Here is a 14074-nt window from a genome sequence, read left to right as displayed (position 1 = left end):
TTCCCCGGGCGCGGATGCATCGCGGGAACGGGCACGGACGATCACTCCACTCCTTGCGGACGGTTCGCCACCAAAGATCGCTCGAGGGAGTGATCCGGACGCGGTGCCGGATGCGGCCATGCGCTGGGAGGGCAGGCCGCTGTTCCCCATTAGGCTGGGCGATTGTGGCGGTTGTGGATGGCGCGGGGCGCAGGATAGTCGAGCTGGGGCGGCGGGTGCTGGGCCTGGACGTCCGGCCTTCGGACCACACGATCGCGGTGCTGCACACCACTGAGACCGAGGTGCCGGGCCTCGACCGGCGAGAAACGCTGCAGCTGATGCGGATCCGGTTGCTCGGGGCGACCGGTGTGGTGATCATGGCGATTTCCGCGCTGGGGGTGGGGGCGCAGCCGGTGCATCAGAATCCGACCTCCGGGCTGCGGGTGCTGGGGTTCTTCGCGCGGGCGCACACCTCGACGCTGGCCATGTGCATGATCGGCGCGACCCTGGTGGTGATGGCGTGGCTGTTGCTGGGTCGGTTCGCGGTCGGCGGGTGGGGCGGGAATCCGCGGCATCGGCTGACGCGATCGCAGATGGATCGGACGCTGCTGCTGTGGATCATTCCGCTCAGCGTCGCACCGCCCATGTTCAGCAATGACGTGTATTCGTACCTGGCGCAGAGTGAGATCGCGGCGCGCGGGCTCGACCCCTATACGGTCGGGCCGGTCGACGGGCTCGGGCTGAGCAATGTGCTGACCAACAATGTGCCGAATATCTGGCGGGAAACACCGGCGCCCTACGGACCGCTGTTCCTCTGGATGGGTCGCGGTATCGCGGAATTGACCGGCAGCAATATCATCGCCGGGGTCTGGATGCACCGGTTGCTGGCGCTCGCGGGTGTGGCGCTGATCGTGTGGGCGCTGCCCCGATTGGCGCGGCGCTGCGGTGTCGCGCCGGTGAGCGCGCTGTGGTTGGGCGCGGCCAATCCGCTGGTGCTGTTCCACCTGGTCGGCGGCGTGCACAATGACGCGCTCATGCTCGGGCTCATGCTCGCCGGATTGGAGTTCTGCCTCCGGGCGGTCGACGATTCACCGGAATTCGACCGAAATTCTTGGGCCACAATGGTATTCGGCGCGGTGGTCATCACCCTGTCGTCGTCGATAAAGATCACCTCGATTGTCGCGCTCGGCTTCGTCGGAATGGCGCTCGCCCGGCGCTGGGGCAACGGAATACGGTCGGTGCTGCTGGCGGGGGCGATATTGGCGGCGATCGCGGTCGCCACCACGGCATTCGTCAGCGGTTTCAGCGGCCTCGGATTCGGCTGGGTCTACACCCTGAATCAGGCCAGTTCGGTGCGCAGTTACCTGTCCCTGCCGACCGCGGTCAGCATCATCACCGGATTCGGCGGCGTGCTGCTGGGGCTCGGCGACCACACCACCGCGCTGCTCGATCTCATCCGGCCGATGGCCGAGATCGTGGCCGGGTTCGTCATCATTCGCATGCTCGTCGCGACCTGGACCGGCCGCCTCAATCCGGTCGGCGCGCTCGGCGTCGGCCTGGGCGCGCTGGTGCTGCTGTTCCCGGTCGTGCAGCCCTGGTACCTGCTGTGGGCGATCGTCCCCCTTGCCGCATGGGCGAACCGGCCCGCGTTCCGGGTTCCGGCCGTCGTGCTCTCGGTGGTGGTCAGCATGATCGTCATGCCGCGCGGTGCGGACTTCTATGTCTTCCAGATCGTCGAATCCGCCATCGCCACCGTGATCGTGGGCCTGCTGCTGATCTTCCTCACCCGGAATGTGCTGCCGTGGCGCAATCAGCCGGGGGTGTCGGCTCCGTCACAGCAGCCCACGGCCTACGGTGTCTCATCGTGACCGCAGCCTCCGAACCCGCCGTCAGAGTCGACGGCGTCGTGAAACGCTACGGCGATACCACCGCGGTCGACGGCCTCAGCTTCGAACTGCAACGCGCGCAGGTGCTGGCGCTGCTCGGACCCAATGGGGCGGGCAAGACGACCACCACCGAAATGTGCGAGGGTTTCGTCTCCCCCGATGCCGGAAGGGTGCGCGTGCTGGGGCTGGACCCCATCGCGGACTCCGATCGACTGCGACCGCGCATCGGCGTCATGTTGCAGGGCGGCGGCGCGTATCCGGGATCCAAGGCCGGGGAGATGCTGGATCTGGTCGCCTCGTATTCGGCGAATCCGCTCGATCCGAATTGGCTGCTGTCCACGCTCGGCTTGCAGGACGCCCGGCGCACCCCGTACCGGCGGCTCTCCGGCGGACAGCAGCAGCGCCTGGCCCTGGCCTGCGCCCTGGTGGGACGGCCCGAGATCGTCTTCCTCGACGAGCCGACCGCCGGATTGGACGCGCAGGCAAGGCATTTGGTGTGGGAGCTGATCGACGCGCTGCGCCGCGACGGCGTGAGCGTGCTGCTCACCACTCATCTGATGGACGAGGCCGAGCAGCTCGCGGACCAGCTGGTCATCATCGATCACGGGCGGATCGTCGCGCAGGGCACGCCCACCGAGGTCACCTCGCACGGCGCGGAGGGCCGGCTGGCCTTCACCGCCCCGCCGAATCTCGATCTCGCCCTGCTGGCCGCGGCGCTCCCGGAAGGCTTCACACCGAAGGAAGCCAGCCCCGGCTCCTATCAGCTGCACGGCGACATCACCCCGCAGGTGCTGGCCACCGTCACCGCCTGGTGCGCGCGAATCGACGTGCTGCCCACCGATATTCGCATCGACCAGCGCCGCCTGGAGGATGTGTTCCTGGAACTGACCGGACGGGAAATCAGAGGGTGACCGAGACCATCAACCGCTTCGCGCCCGGAACGTTCACGCCGGCACCGCGGCCCACCACCCGGGCCAAGATGCTGGCCGCGCAGACCCGCATGGAGCTGATCCTGCTGCTGCGCAACGGCGAACAGCTGCTGCTCACCATGTTCATCCCGATCACCCTGCTGATCGGTTTGACGCTGCTGCCGCTGAGCGGGCTCGGCGAGCATCGGGTGGATCGCGTCGTCCCGGCCGTGATGATGGTGGCGGTCATGTCCACCGCGTTCACCGGCCAGGCCATCGCGGTCGGCTTCGACCGGCGCTACGGGGCGCTCAAACGCCTTGGGGCGACGCCGCTCCCGCGCTGGGGCATTGTGGCGGGCAAATGCTCGGCGGTGCTGATCGTGGTGGTGCTGCAATCGATTCTGCTGGGCGGCATCGGTGTCGCACTGGGCTGGCGGCCCTCGATCACCGGGCTGCTGCTCGGTGCGATCGTGATCGCGCTGGGCACAGTCACTTTCGGAGCGCTCGGGCTGCTGCTCGGCGGCACCCTCAAGGCCGAGATCGTGTTGGCGCTGGCGAATATCCTGTGGTTCGTCATGCTCGGCACCGCGAGCCTGGTCTTCATGTCCGACGATCTGCCGAACGCGGTCGGTCTGATCGCCCGGATCATTCCCTCGGGCGCGCTGTCGGAGTGCCTGGAACAGGCGCTGCGCAACAGCATCGACTGGTACGGCCTGGCCGTATTGGCCGCCTGGAGCGCGGTCGGCGGCTGGCTCGCCACCCGCTTCTTCCGCTTCGACTGACCCTCCACGACAGGTCGTAGTAGGGCCGGTGACAGGCCCGAATACGCTCCCGCTACCATCGATCCGTGCTATCTCGCGCCTTCCAGCGATTCGCCGATCTGTTCCCGCTTCCGTCCCCGCGGGCGCAGCGCATCATCGCCTTCGCGGTGATCCTGTCCCAGGCCGGAATCTCGGTGACCGGAGCCATTGTTCGCGTCACCTCCTCCGGACTCGGCTGCCCCACCTGGCCGCAGTGCTTCCCGGGCAGCTTCGTGCCCACCGCGGTGTCAGAGGTCCCGGCGATCCACCAGGCGGTCGAATTCGGCAACCGCATGCTGACTTTCGCGGTCACGCTGTGCGCGGCCGCGGTGGTGATCGCGGTGACGCGAGCGCGACGGCGGCGCGATGTGCGGATCTACGCGTGGCTGATGCCCGGCGGCACCGTGTTACAGGCCATTATCGGCGGTATCACCGTGCGCTCCGGCCTGGTGTGGTGGACCGTGGCCCCGCATCTGCTGGCCTCCATGCTGATGGTGTGGCTGTCGGTGCTGCTGTACGCCAAGATCAATGAACCCGATGACGGCATCGAGACGGTCCGAGTACCCGCACCGCTGCGCCTGCTGACCGCACTGAGCGCGATCGCGCTGTCCGGCACCCTCATCGCGGGCACCCTGGTGACCGGCGCGGGACCGCACGCGGGCGACAAGAGCATCGAGAAGCCTGTCGAACGTCTCCAGGTCGAGATCGTCACCCTGGTGCACATTCACGCCGAACTGCTGGTGGCCTACCTCGCCCTGCTGATCGGCCTGGCTTGCGGTCTGGCGGCGATCGGGATGAACAGGGCCGTTCGCAACCGCCTGATCGTGCTGCTGGCGCTGGTGTGCGGTCAGGCGCTGGTGGGCCTGGTGCAGTACTTCACCGATGTCCCGGCCGCCCTGGTCGCCATTCACGTCGGCGGCGCGGCCGCCTGCACCGCGGCCACCGCCGCGCTCTGGGCCGCCATGCGCACCCGGGAGACGGTCGTCGCCGAGGTCGCCGCGCCCGCCACCCAAACCGCCTGACGGCAGCGGACTTCGGTGGGACCGGAGTCAGATCCGTTCCGCCACCACGATTCGCCCGCTGCGCGGGAACGGCCCGCGCTGCACAGTCGGATCCGATTCCGGCGCGACGGTGAGCTGATCGATATCGGTGGCGACCTCGAATCCGTTCGCGCCCAGGAGTTCTCGCATGCGCTCGGGCCTCCACGTCGAGCGCAGCGGTTCATCGGCGATCGGATTCTACCGGCCCGCCGGCGCCCCGCCCCGGAGAGCAGAACGTATTCGATGCGATCCCCGAAGTCCCGCGGGGTGACGCCGGAGCGCACCTGTTCCACCGGCAGCCGCTCGGCATCGCTCGGTACTTCGACCGCGACCGAATCGCTGAACCGCCCGACGGCCATCCGCCCATCGGCGACGGCTCGCCCGTGACATACCGGTACCGCCGTACGACTTGCCTTGCGCTCGGCCATGCGCCTCATTGATCAGCAGGTATCCGCCGGATCGCCCGCCGACCGGCCGAGCCTCTACGCGTACTGGACTCGCCCGGCGAGTCGCAACACCCGCAGCGCGACGATACCGAGCAGCACATCGGCGGCGATCTCGAAAATGGCGGCGAACCAGGAGAATCCGTTCACCCTGGCCGATGCGGGAGCGTTGATGAAGCTGTCACTGAAAGGGCCGAACCAGTCCGGGAACAGGTGGACGAGAATGAATCCGGCGGCGCTGACGAAGCCGATGCCGATCGCCGCCGGGATCGCCCAGCGGTGGTTGCGGTAGATCAGCACGATGGTGACCGCGGCCAGGATCAACTGCACGGTGCCCAGCACCATCACGGTGGACGAGACGGTATCCATACCGCGTCGCAGATGATCCGAACCGTGGACGAGCAATGCGACCGCGAATATCGCGGTGACCATACGAAGTTGTCGACCAGCGGAGTCCTGGACGCGCGCCGGAGCGGGAGATCCGATCATGGCGACCCCTTACGGGTGAGTACAGCCTTGAGTACTACTCATCGTAGTATAAACTCGGCGAGTACGAGACCCATACGGCAATCACTATGACCGGCAAGATCTTTCCGGCCACATGCGGGACGGGCAATCCCTCCGCGGGACATACGCGAAGGTCAGAAGCTCTGCCAGGCGGGTTTGTTCTCCACCGCGAAGCGGTAGTAGTCGACGGCCTTCAGATTCGCGGCGGCGGCCGGATCGACGATCACGGTGACGTGCGGGTGCATCTGCAGAATGGAAGCCGGGCAGAACGCCGAGACCGGACCCTCCACGGCGGCGGCGACCGCATCGGCCTTACCCGCGCCGGTGGCGATCATGAGCAGATGGTCCGCGTCGCTGATGGTTCCGAGGCCCTGGGTGAGCACGTGGGTCGGGACCCGGGTGAGGTCGTCCTCGAAGAACCGCGCATTGTCCTCGCGGGTCTTCGGGGTCAGGGTCTTGACGCGGGTGCGTGAGCGCAGTGAGGACCCGGGTTCGTTGAAACCGATATGGCCGTTCGCGCCAATGCCCAGGATCTGCACCGAGATTCGGCCGGTCGCGGCGATGGAGCGCTCGTAGTCGGCCGCGGCGGCGGGGATATCGGCGGCCTGACCGTCCGGACTGTGCACATTGCCGTCCGCGAAGTCGACGTGCGAGGTGAATTCGTCGCGGATGAACTGGGCGTAGGACTGCGGATGGCCGGGCGGCAGGCCGATGTACTCATCGAGCAAAAAGGCTTGCACGCCCGCGAAACTCACCTCACCGGCCTGGTACTGGCGGATGAGTTCCCGGTACGCGCCGAGCGGGGAGGAACCGGTGGCCAGGCCGATGGCGCGGGCGCCGCGGCGCACATGGTCGGCCATGATGCGGCCCGCCAGTACTCCGGCTTCGGCCGCGTTATCGGTGATCACGAGTTCCATTGGGCTCCGTCCTTGTACACGATCGTAGGCTCGAGATGATGGTCGGTGACGAGCAGATCCGCGCGCATTCCGGGGCGCAACGCGCCGATCTCGTGCGCGCGGCCGAGCAGCCGCGCGGGGGTGGCGCAGGCCGCGGTGGCGGCGGCGGTGAGGTCCACGCCCGCATGGAAGACGGTGCGGCGCAGTACATCCGCGGCGCAGGCGGTGCCACCCGCGATGGCTCCCTCGCCGTTCGGGTCGTAGAGCCTCGAGACGCCGTCTTTCACCACGACATCCAGACTGCCCAGGTGATAGCGGCCGTCGGGTTCCCCGGCGGCGGCCATGGCATCGGTGATGAGGGCGAGATTGTGCGGGCCGATGGTGTCGAAGACCATGCGCACGGTGCCGTCCGCCAGATGGACACCGTCGCCGATGACCTCGGCCACCACATCGCCGCGTCCGGCCGCGGCCATGGCGGCGGTGAGGAAGTTGGCGTCGCGATGCGCGAGTTCGGGCATGGCATTGAACAGGTGGGTGATGGAGACCCGCCGGCCGCGACGCATGGCGTGCACCGAGCGGTGGTAGTCGGCGACCGTATGCCCCAGCGAGAGCACCACATTCGCCTCGGCGAGCACATCGGCGAGCGCGTCGAAATTCGCGGTCTCGGGTGCGATGGTCACCGAGAGGATCCGCCCACCGGCGTAGTCGAGGAGCCGCTCCAGCATAGCCGGGTCGCCCGCGATGATGCGGTCGGGATTGTGTGCGCCCCTGCGGTGCTCGCTGATGAACGGGCCCTCGAGATGGATGCCCGCGAGCAGCCCGGCGTCGATGGCCTTGCCCAGCAAGTCGATTCGTTCGCGCAGTTCGGCCTCGGTGGCCGAGACCAGTGAGGCGACCAGCGTGGTGGTGCCGTGCCGGCGGTGGAAGTCCGCGGCCACGGCCACACCCTCGGAATCGGTTTCCGGGAAGCCGAAGCCGCCGCCGCCGTGGCAGTGCACATCGATGAGTCCGGGCAGGATGACCGGCGGCTCCTCCACCGTCTCGGGGAGCTCACCGTCGAATCCGGTCGCCGGGCCGACATAATCGAGCAGCGGTCCGTCGAACGACACCACACCGTCGGCGAGTTCGCCCGCCTCGGTGAGGGTGACGACCCGGCCGCGCAGTGTGGTTCTCACCGCGTCGTCGCCCCCGTGCACCACGTCCTCGCTCGCCGCCCCGAGCCGCGGGCCGTCGCGAATTGTCTTGCCCCGCTCACCTCTTCCGCCCCAGCGCCGTCCTGGCGGCGTCGACCGCATCCTCGGCGGTGCGTGCGGAGAGCACCGCCGCGGCGGCCGCCCGGCACTGCTCCAGGGTGACCTCGGCGAGCTGTGCCCGCACACCTGCCAGCGAGCGCGGCGCCATGGAGAGCGTCTCGACACCCAAACCGACCAGCACACAGGCGAATTCGGGATTGGAGGCGGATTCGCCGCAGACCCCGACCTTCACCCCGTGCTTGTTCGCCCCGGCGATGACCATGGCGATGGTCGCGGCCAGCGCGGGCTGCCACGGATTGTGCAGCGCCGCCAGGGTGGCGGACATGCGGTCCGCGCCGAACAGGTACTGCGAGAGGTCATTGGTGCCGATGGAGAAGAAATCCACCTCCGCGCCAAGGTGTTCCGAGCGAATCGCGGCGGCGGGAATCTCCACCATCACCCCCGGTGACCGCACCCCGGCCGCGCGAGCGCGGGTGGAGAAGTACTTCGCCTCCTCGACGGTGCCGACCATGGGGGCCATCACGCTCACGGTGGCTCCGGTGGCCGCGCGCGCGGCCTCGACGGCCGTGAGCTGATCGAGCAGCGTCCCCTCATCGACGCTGCTCAACCGCAAGCCGCGCACACCCAAGGCCGGGTTCTCCTCATCCGGCAGGTTGAGGAAGGGCAGCGGCTTGTCCGAGCCCGCATCGAGGGTGCGCACGGTGATCGGCCGCTCCCCCATGACCCGGAAGATCTCGGCGTATTGCTCGGTCTGTTCGGCCACGGTGGGCGCGGATTGCCTGCCGAGGAACAGGAATTCGGTGCGGAACAAGCCCACGCCCTCCGCGCCGAGTTCGACGGCCAGCTCTGCGTCGGCGACGCTGCCCACATTCGCGAGCAGCGGTACCGCGTGCCCATCGGCGGTGCGACCCGGACCGGTGGGGGCGTCCGCTTGCCGTGCGCGCACGGCAAGCACTTGCTCGCGACGCTCCGCCGAGGGCTCGATCTCGACGACGCCGACGGTGCCGTCGACCACGACCACGGTGTTCTCGGTGATCTCGGCCGCGCCCGGACAGGCCACGATCGCCGGAATGCCCAGGGCCTTGGCCAGAATCGCGGTGTGCGAGGTGGGACCACCCGCGACGGTGAGCAATCCGACCACGATCGCCGGATCCAGGGTCGCGGTATCGGCGGGCGAGAGATCCTGTGCGGCGAGCACGAAAGGCACTGTGCTGTCCGGGATTCCGGGCGGATCCTGACCGAGCAGTTCGGCGACCACGCGCTGGCCCACATCGCGCAGATCGGAGGCGCGTTCGGCCATCATCCCGCCCAGGGCGGTCAGCTGATCGGCGAAGTGCGCGGCGGCCTCGGTGACCGAATGCGCGGTCGGGCCACCCGCACGGATACCCGAGCGCACCTGATCCAACAGTGCCGGGTCGGCCGCCAACGCCGATGTCATGAACAGGATGTCGGCGGCCGGGCCCTTGGCATCGAGGGCCAGCGCGGAGTACCGCGCCGCCACCGTCTCGAAAGCCGCTTCGGCGCGGGAGATTTCGGCGTCGACATCACCGCCGGGGGCGTCGGACGCGCTGGTGACCGGCGCGGACGCCAGCCACTTCACGGGTCCGACGGCTACACCGGGAGCGGCGGCGACGCCGGGTACCTCATGCGTCAAGATCGGTCTCCAGCAGCTTGACCAGCTGGTCGAGGGTGTCCTCGTTGCCTTCCTCGGTATGGAGGATGACCGAGTCGCCCTGCTTCACGCCCAGGGTCATCACCTGCAACAGGCTACCCGCGGCGACCGGCGGCTTACCGTCGACCGAAATGGTCACCGGCACCGGCGATTTGGCGGCGGCCTGTGCGAAGAGCGCAGCCGGACGGGCATGCAGACCGGTCTTCGAGGCGACTACAGCGGTGCGATTGATCATTACGCGACGTTCTCCTTCTCGATCTCTTCTTCATCGGGCTCGCGGCCCGGGGTCGGCAGATTCCAGCGCTTGATGATGAAGCTGAAGGTGACGTAGTACAGCACCGCGTAGCCCAGGCCGATCGGGATCAGCAGTAGCGGATGCGTCGCCTTGCCGAAGTTCAGCAGATAGTCGATGGCGCCCGCGGAGAAGGTGAAGCCGTCGTGGATGCCGAGCCAATTGGTCAGTGCCAGTGAGGTTCCGGTGAAGAACGCGTGGATGAGCAGCAGCGGCCACGCCACGAAGATGAAGGCGAATTCCAGGGGCTCGGTAATACCGGTGACGAAGGCGGTCAGACCGGTGGACAGCATGATGCCGCCGATCATCTTGCGATTCTCCGGCTTGGCATTGCGCCAGATGGCCAGCGCGGCGGCGGGCAGGCCGAACATCATGATCGGGAAGAAGCCGGTCATGAAGGTGCCCGCGTTCGGGTCGCCGTGCAGGAACATGGCGATATCGCCGTGGTAGGTCTGACCGTCGACGGTGTAGTCACCCAGGACGAACCACACCACCGAGTTCAGGATGTGGTGCAGGCCCAGCGGCAGCAGCATGCGGTTGGCGAAGCCGAAGACGCCGCCACCGGCAACGGCGTTGTCCGCCACGGTGTTTCCGAGCCAGGTGAGGCCGGAGTTGAACGCCGGGTAGATGAACGCCATGGCCACGCCGATGACCACGGCCGCGACCGCGGTCAGAATGGGCACCAGTCGGCGGCCGGAGAAGAATCCGAGGTAGTCCGGCAGTTGGGTGCGATGGAATTTGGTCCACAGCATGGCGGCGGTGATACCGATGACGATGCCGCCCAGCACCCCGAAGTTGATCATCAGCTGGGAGCCCTTGGCATCCAGCTTGCCGTCGAGCACGACCGGGGACATGGCCTTGAAAACGCCGCCCAGCGCGAGATATCCGACGACGGCGGCGAGTGCGGTGGAGCCGTCGGCCTTCTTGGCCCAGCCGATGGCGATACCGACCGCGAACAGCAGCGGCAGGTTGTCGATGAGCGCACCGCCGGCTCCGGCGAGCACATTGGCGACGGTTTTCATGGCCGACCAACGGCCGAGCATGTCGTCCTGTCCTAGTCGTAGCAACAGGCCGGCAGCGGGTAGCGTGGCAATCGGCAGCATCAAGCTGCGGCCGAGCTTCTGCAGTCCGGACAGGTCGATTTTCTTGCGTGCGCCCTGGGCGGTATCGGCCATAGCGGTGGTCCTCGGTCTGTGAATAGGGTCACCAGGAGATAGGGTGACTGGTTATAACCACAGTAAACTGGTTATAACCAGCTTTGTCCACTCGACACGCACGGAGGAAAGATGTCGAAAGTCGATCAAATCGTCGCCGGTCTCGGCGGTACCGGCAATATCATCGAGGTCGAGGGCTGCATCACGCGCCTGCGCGTCGAAGTCAAGGACCCTGCCCTGGTGAACGAGAAGGATCTCAAGGCCGCGGGCGCTCACGGCGTGGTCAAGGTGGGTGACGCGGTTCAGGTCGTGGTCGGCCCCACCGCCGACGCCCTGGCCGAAGACATCAACGATCTGCTCTGAACACCATGAGCACACAGATTCTCGCGCCCCTGCCGGGCACCGCCATCCCGCTGTCCGAGGTGCCCGATCCGGTCTTCGCGGCCGAGATGGTCGGCTCCGGCGTCGCCATCGAACCACCCGATACCGATGAGTCGATCACCGTGGTCGCGCCGATCTCCGGGTCGATCGTCAAGCTGCATCCGCATGCCGCGGTCATCGTCTCCGAGGACGGTGTCGGGGTGCTACTGCACGTGGGCATCGATACCGTCGGCAAGCCCGATCTCTTCGAGGTGAAAGCCGCCGAGGGCGCGCGCATCGAGGTTGGCGAACCTCTGGTTACCTTCTCCCCGAACGCCATTCGCCGCCTCGGGCTCAGCGCCGCGGTGCCGGTGGTCGTCATGGACACCCCTCCGGGATCGGCACAGCACGCCGCCGCCGGTGCGATCACCACCGGTGCGGTGCTCTTCTCCATCTGAGCGGCCCCGCAAACGAACCGAGCTCCGGCCTGAATCAGACTGGGGCTCGGTCGTATCGGCGTCAGTCGGCCGCGGAGACCGTCATGTAGACCTGGTATCGGTCCGCGCGATACCAGGATTGGGCGTGCTCGATACAGCGGTCACGCGAGTAGGACATGCGATCGAAGGCCAGCAGCGGGGAGCCCACATCGGTGCCGAGCCAGCCCGCCCCGCGCTCATCGGCCGCCACCGCGCGCACCGTCTGATCGGCGCGATCGATCGGGCAGTCGTACTGCTTCTCCAGCAGTGAGTAGAGCGATTGCGTCAGATCGTGATCCAGCAGGCCGGGCAGCAGATCCGCGCGATACCAGCCGTCATCGATGGAAATCGGCAGACCGTCCGCCAATCGGAGCCGCACCAGGTGAAAAGCCTTGTCCCCGGCGCCGGTTCCGAGGGCATTGATCGAAGCGGGCGGCGGCACAGCGAAATCGGTGTGCAGCACCACCGTGCTGGGCGTGCGGCCCAGGCGGCGCATGTCGTCGCTGAAGGACGCCATATGCAGGCGGGAGCGCGCCACCCGCTCGGCGACGAAGGTGCCCTTACCCGGGATACGGGTGATGACGCCCTCGGTTTCCAACTGCCCCAGCACTTCTCGCACCGTCATACGACTGACGCGATAGTCATCGCAGAGCTGGCGTTCACTGGGCAGCATCTCACCGGGGCGCAGCTGTGCGCACAGGGTGGTCAGCGCGGAACGCAGCTGCGCCTGTTTCGTCACTCGACCCGACACGTTGTCCTCTGGGTCCGTACGCCCCCCGCGGATTGCGGGCTCATTCGACCTACTTCTCGTTGCGCGCCTTGGGGAATCGCTTCTGCTTGGCCACCCAGCCGGCCATCTTGGCCCAGTGGCCCTTGGCCGGGGTGACGACGGAGACGAGCTCGCGGTTCCACTCATCGGCCTCGGTGAGACCGTCGACGGCGGCCACGAGCGCCTTGGCGGTCTCCAGGTCGCCGACGACCCGATCACCGAGGATACCGTCGGCGCCGACCAGGGTGACGCGGACGCCGATACGACCGATGGGCTGCAACACCGCGGTGGCCGAACCACCGTGTTCGGCGAGGAATCCCTTGACGGAATCGACGACGGACGGCGACAGCTTTGCGGGTGCCTGGGCAGCGGTAGCGCTCATGGCTTGGAGTTTACCCATCGGTAGATCGGAGTCGATGAGCCGCCGTACAGCTCACAGTGGCGCGGGTGTAGAAACAGATTCATGCGCGCCATTCAGGTTTCCGAAAACGGCGGTCCAGAGGTTCTGCGTCTCACCGAGGTTCCGGACCCGCGGGTCGGGCCGGGACAGCTGCTGGTGGAGACCGAGGCCATCGGGATCAACTTCATCGATACCTATATCCGGAGCGGGTTCTATCCGACTCAGCTGCCTTATATCCCGGGTGCGGAGGGTTCCGGCGTGGTGATCGCGGTCGGGGCCGAGGTCGACGACTTCGCGGTCGGCGATCGGGTCGCGTGGGCGGCCGCGCCGGGAAGTTATGCCGAGAAGGTGCTGGTACCCGCGGCTTCGGCGATTCCGGTGCCGGCCGGGGTGGCCGCGCCGGTGGCCGCCTCCGCGCTGCTGCAGGGGATGACGGCGCACTATCTGATCGAGTCGATCTACAAGCCCGAGATGGGTGAGACGGTGCTCGTGCATGCGGGGGCGGGCGGGGTCGGGTTGATTCTGACCCAGCTGCTGGCGGGGCGCGGGATTCGGGTGATCACCACGGTGTCCACCGATGACAAGGAGAAGCTCTCGCGCGAGGCGGGCGCGGCCGAGGTGCTGCGCTATGACGACGAAATCGCCGAGCGGGTAAGGGAACTCACCGATGGGGTGGGCGTGGCGGCGGCCTATGACGGGGTCGGCAAGGACACCTTCGAGGCCAGTCTGGCGTCGACGCGGATTCGCGGCATGGTCGCGCTCTACGGCGCGGCCAGCGGACCGGTGCCGCCGTTCGATCTGCAGCGCTTGAATCCGGCGGGATCATTGTTCGTGACGCGGCCGACGCTCGTGCACTATGTCCGCGATCGGACCGAATTGCTGTGGCGCGCAGGCGATATCATGAACGCCATTGCTGATGGATCATTGAATGTGCGGGTGGGTGCGAGTTATCCGCTGGCCCATGCCGAGCAGGCGCACCGGGATCTGGAGGGGCGCAAGACGACCGGGTCGGTTGTCCTGCTGCCCTGAGCTATTCGATATCGCGGCCGGTGAGGCCGCGCCAGATGAAGAGGGTCAGCGCGTCGACGGCCTCGGCGTCGGACACTTCGACCGCACCCTCTTGCACGGCTTGCAGTCGGCCGCTGGTCGCCAGGAACATCCTGGCGAGGCCGGCCTGCGCGGTGCCGGGCAGTTTCAGCCCGGCGGCGGCGAAGCCGTCCAGGTGATCGCGATATCGGA

At 67.5% G+C, this 14074-nt stretch carries 17 protein-coding genes; 7 read left to right on the top strand and 10 right to left on the bottom strand.

Features of this window, described 5'->3' with window-relative positions; all coding sequences use genetic code 11:
• Positions 1 to 164 precede the first annotated feature (164 nt).
• The 4 genes from mptB to NA10_RS06530 all read left to right on the top strand — a co-directional run bounded on the left by mptB (position 165) and on the right by NA10_RS06530 (position 4595).
• A complete protein-coding gene (gene mptB / locus NA10_RS06545) occupies positions 165 to 1847 on the top strand; it encodes a polyprenol phosphomannose-dependent alpha 1,6 mannosyltransferase MptB (protein WP_067564641.1) in 1683 nt (560 codons plus the stop codon).
• Positions 1844 to 2776 carry an ABC transporter ATP-binding protein gene (locus NA10_RS06540; protein WP_067564639.1) on the top strand — a complete coding sequence of 311 codons (933 nt, stop codon included), beginning with the start codon at positions 1844 to 1846 and terminating at the stop codon, positions 2774 to 2776. The genes mptB and NA10_RS06540 overlap by 4 nt, the downstream gene beginning before the upstream one ends.
• Positions 2773 to 3555, top strand: coding sequence for an ABC transporter permease (locus NA10_RS06535; protein WP_067564637.1), 783 nt, complete (start codon positions 2773 to 2775; stop codon positions 3553 to 3555). The genes NA10_RS06540 and NA10_RS06535 overlap by 4 nt, the downstream gene beginning before the upstream one ends.
• Before the next feature lie 65 nt (positions 3556 to 3620).
• Positions 3621 to 4595 (top strand): COX15/CtaA family protein, encoded by a 975-nt coding sequence (locus NA10_RS06530; RefSeq protein WP_067564635.1) that lies wholly within the window; start codon positions 3621 to 3623, stop codon positions 4593 to 4595.
• 27 nt (positions 4596 to 4622) lie between these two features.
• Here NA10_RS06530 and NA10_RS36465 read toward each other — a convergent pair whose 3' ends face one another.
• The 7 genes from NA10_RS36465 to NA10_RS06500 all read right to left on the bottom strand — a co-directional run bounded on the left by NA10_RS36465 (position 4623) and on the right by NA10_RS06500 (position 10851).
• Positions 4623 to 4763 carry a hypothetical protein gene (locus NA10_RS36465; RefSeq protein WP_157556137.1) on the bottom strand — a complete coding sequence of 47 codons (141 nt, stop codon included), beginning with the start codon at positions 4761 to 4763 and terminating at the stop codon, positions 4623 to 4625.
• A 332-nt stretch (positions 4764 to 5095) separates the two neighbouring features.
• Entirely contained in the window at positions 5096 to 5545 is a 450-nt protein-coding gene (locus NA10_RS06525) for a hypothetical protein (RefSeq protein WP_245677064.1), read from the bottom strand.
• 152 nt (positions 5546 to 5697) lie between these two features.
• Positions 5698 to 6480, bottom strand: a complete 783-nt coding sequence (gene nagB, locus NA10_RS06520) for a glucosamine-6-phosphate deaminase (RefSeq protein ID WP_067564631.1) — start codon at positions 6478 to 6480, stop codon at positions 5698 to 5700.
• The gene (locus NA10_RS06515) at positions 6468 to 7634 is read right to left on the bottom strand and encodes an N-acetylglucosamine-6-phosphate deacetylase (RefSeq protein WP_067564893.1); all 1167 of its coding nucleotides are present in this window, start codon (positions 7632 to 7634) and stop codon (positions 6468 to 6470) included. Before NA10_RS06515 ends, nagB begins: the two co-directional genes overlap by 13 nt.
• Positions 7635 to 7710: 76 nt before the next feature.
• Positions 7711 to 9366 (bottom strand): phosphoenolpyruvate--protein phosphotransferase, encoded by a 1656-nt coding sequence (gene ptsP, locus NA10_RS06510; RefSeq protein WP_245677063.1) that lies wholly within the window; start codon positions 9364 to 9366, stop codon positions 7711 to 7713.
• Positions 9356 to 9619 carry an HPr family phosphocarrier protein gene (locus NA10_RS06505; RefSeq protein ID WP_067564628.1) on the bottom strand — a complete coding sequence of 88 codons (264 nt, stop codon included), beginning with the start codon at positions 9617 to 9619 and terminating at the stop codon, positions 9356 to 9358. The genes ptsP and NA10_RS06505 overlap by 11 nt, the downstream gene beginning before the upstream one ends.
• A complete protein-coding gene (locus tag NA10_RS06500; protein ID WP_067564627.1) occupies positions 9619 to 10851 on the bottom strand; it encodes a PTS transporter subunit EIIC in 1233 nt (410 codons plus the stop codon). The genes NA10_RS06505 and NA10_RS06500 overlap by 1 nt, the downstream gene beginning before the upstream one ends.
• A gap of 111 nt (positions 10852 to 10962) precedes the next feature.
• Between NA10_RS06500 and NA10_RS06495 the strand changes: the two genes are divergently transcribed.
• Positions 10963 to 11193 (top strand): PTS sugar transporter subunit IIB, encoded by a 231-nt coding sequence (locus NA10_RS06495; protein WP_067564625.1) that lies wholly within the window; start codon positions 10963 to 10965, stop codon positions 11191 to 11193.
• A gap of 5 nt (positions 11194 to 11198) precedes the next feature.
• The gene (locus tag NA10_RS06490; protein ID WP_067564624.1) at positions 11199 to 11648 is read left to right on the top strand and encodes a PTS sugar transporter subunit IIA; all 450 of its coding nucleotides are present in this window, start codon (positions 11199 to 11201) and stop codon (positions 11646 to 11648) included.
• A gap of 61 nt (positions 11649 to 11709) precedes the next feature.
• Here NA10_RS06490 and NA10_RS06485 read toward each other — a convergent pair whose 3' ends face one another.
• Positions 11710 to 12405, bottom strand: a complete 696-nt coding sequence (locus NA10_RS06485) for a GntR family transcriptional regulator (protein ID WP_245677062.1) — start codon at positions 12403 to 12405, stop codon at positions 11710 to 11712.
• A gap of 61 nt (positions 12406 to 12466) precedes the next feature.
• The gene (locus NA10_RS06480) at positions 12467 to 12817 is read right to left on the bottom strand and encodes a hypothetical protein (protein WP_067564620.1); all 351 of its coding nucleotides are present in this window, start codon (positions 12815 to 12817) and stop codon (positions 12467 to 12469) included.
• A gap of 81 nt (positions 12818 to 12898) precedes the next feature.
• On the opposite strand from NA10_RS06480, the gene NA10_RS06475 reads away from it, so the two are divergent.
• Positions 12899 to 13864: a quinone oxidoreductase family protein gene (locus NA10_RS06475; protein WP_067564618.1), complete on the top strand. Its 966-nt coding sequence runs from the start codon at positions 12899 to 12901 to the stop codon at positions 13862 to 13864.
• A gap of 1 nt (position 13865) precedes the next feature.
• On the opposite strand, the gene NA10_RS39095 is transcribed toward NA10_RS06475, so the two are convergent.
• A complete protein-coding gene (locus NA10_RS39095) occupies positions 13866 to 13994 on the bottom strand; it encodes a hypothetical protein (protein ID WP_281180152.1) in 129 nt (42 codons plus the stop codon).
• Positions 13995 to 14074 lie beyond the last annotated feature (80 nt).

Origin of the sequence: Nocardia acidivorans NBRC 108247, assembly GCF_001625085.1 — a bacterium.
GTDB classification, from domain to species: domain Bacteria; phylum Actinomycetota; class Actinomycetes; order Mycobacteriales; family Mycobacteriaceae; genus Nocardia; species Nocardia acidivorans.
Note: the sequence above shows the minus strand (reverse complement) of the source record. Positions and strands in the feature narration are given on the sequence as shown.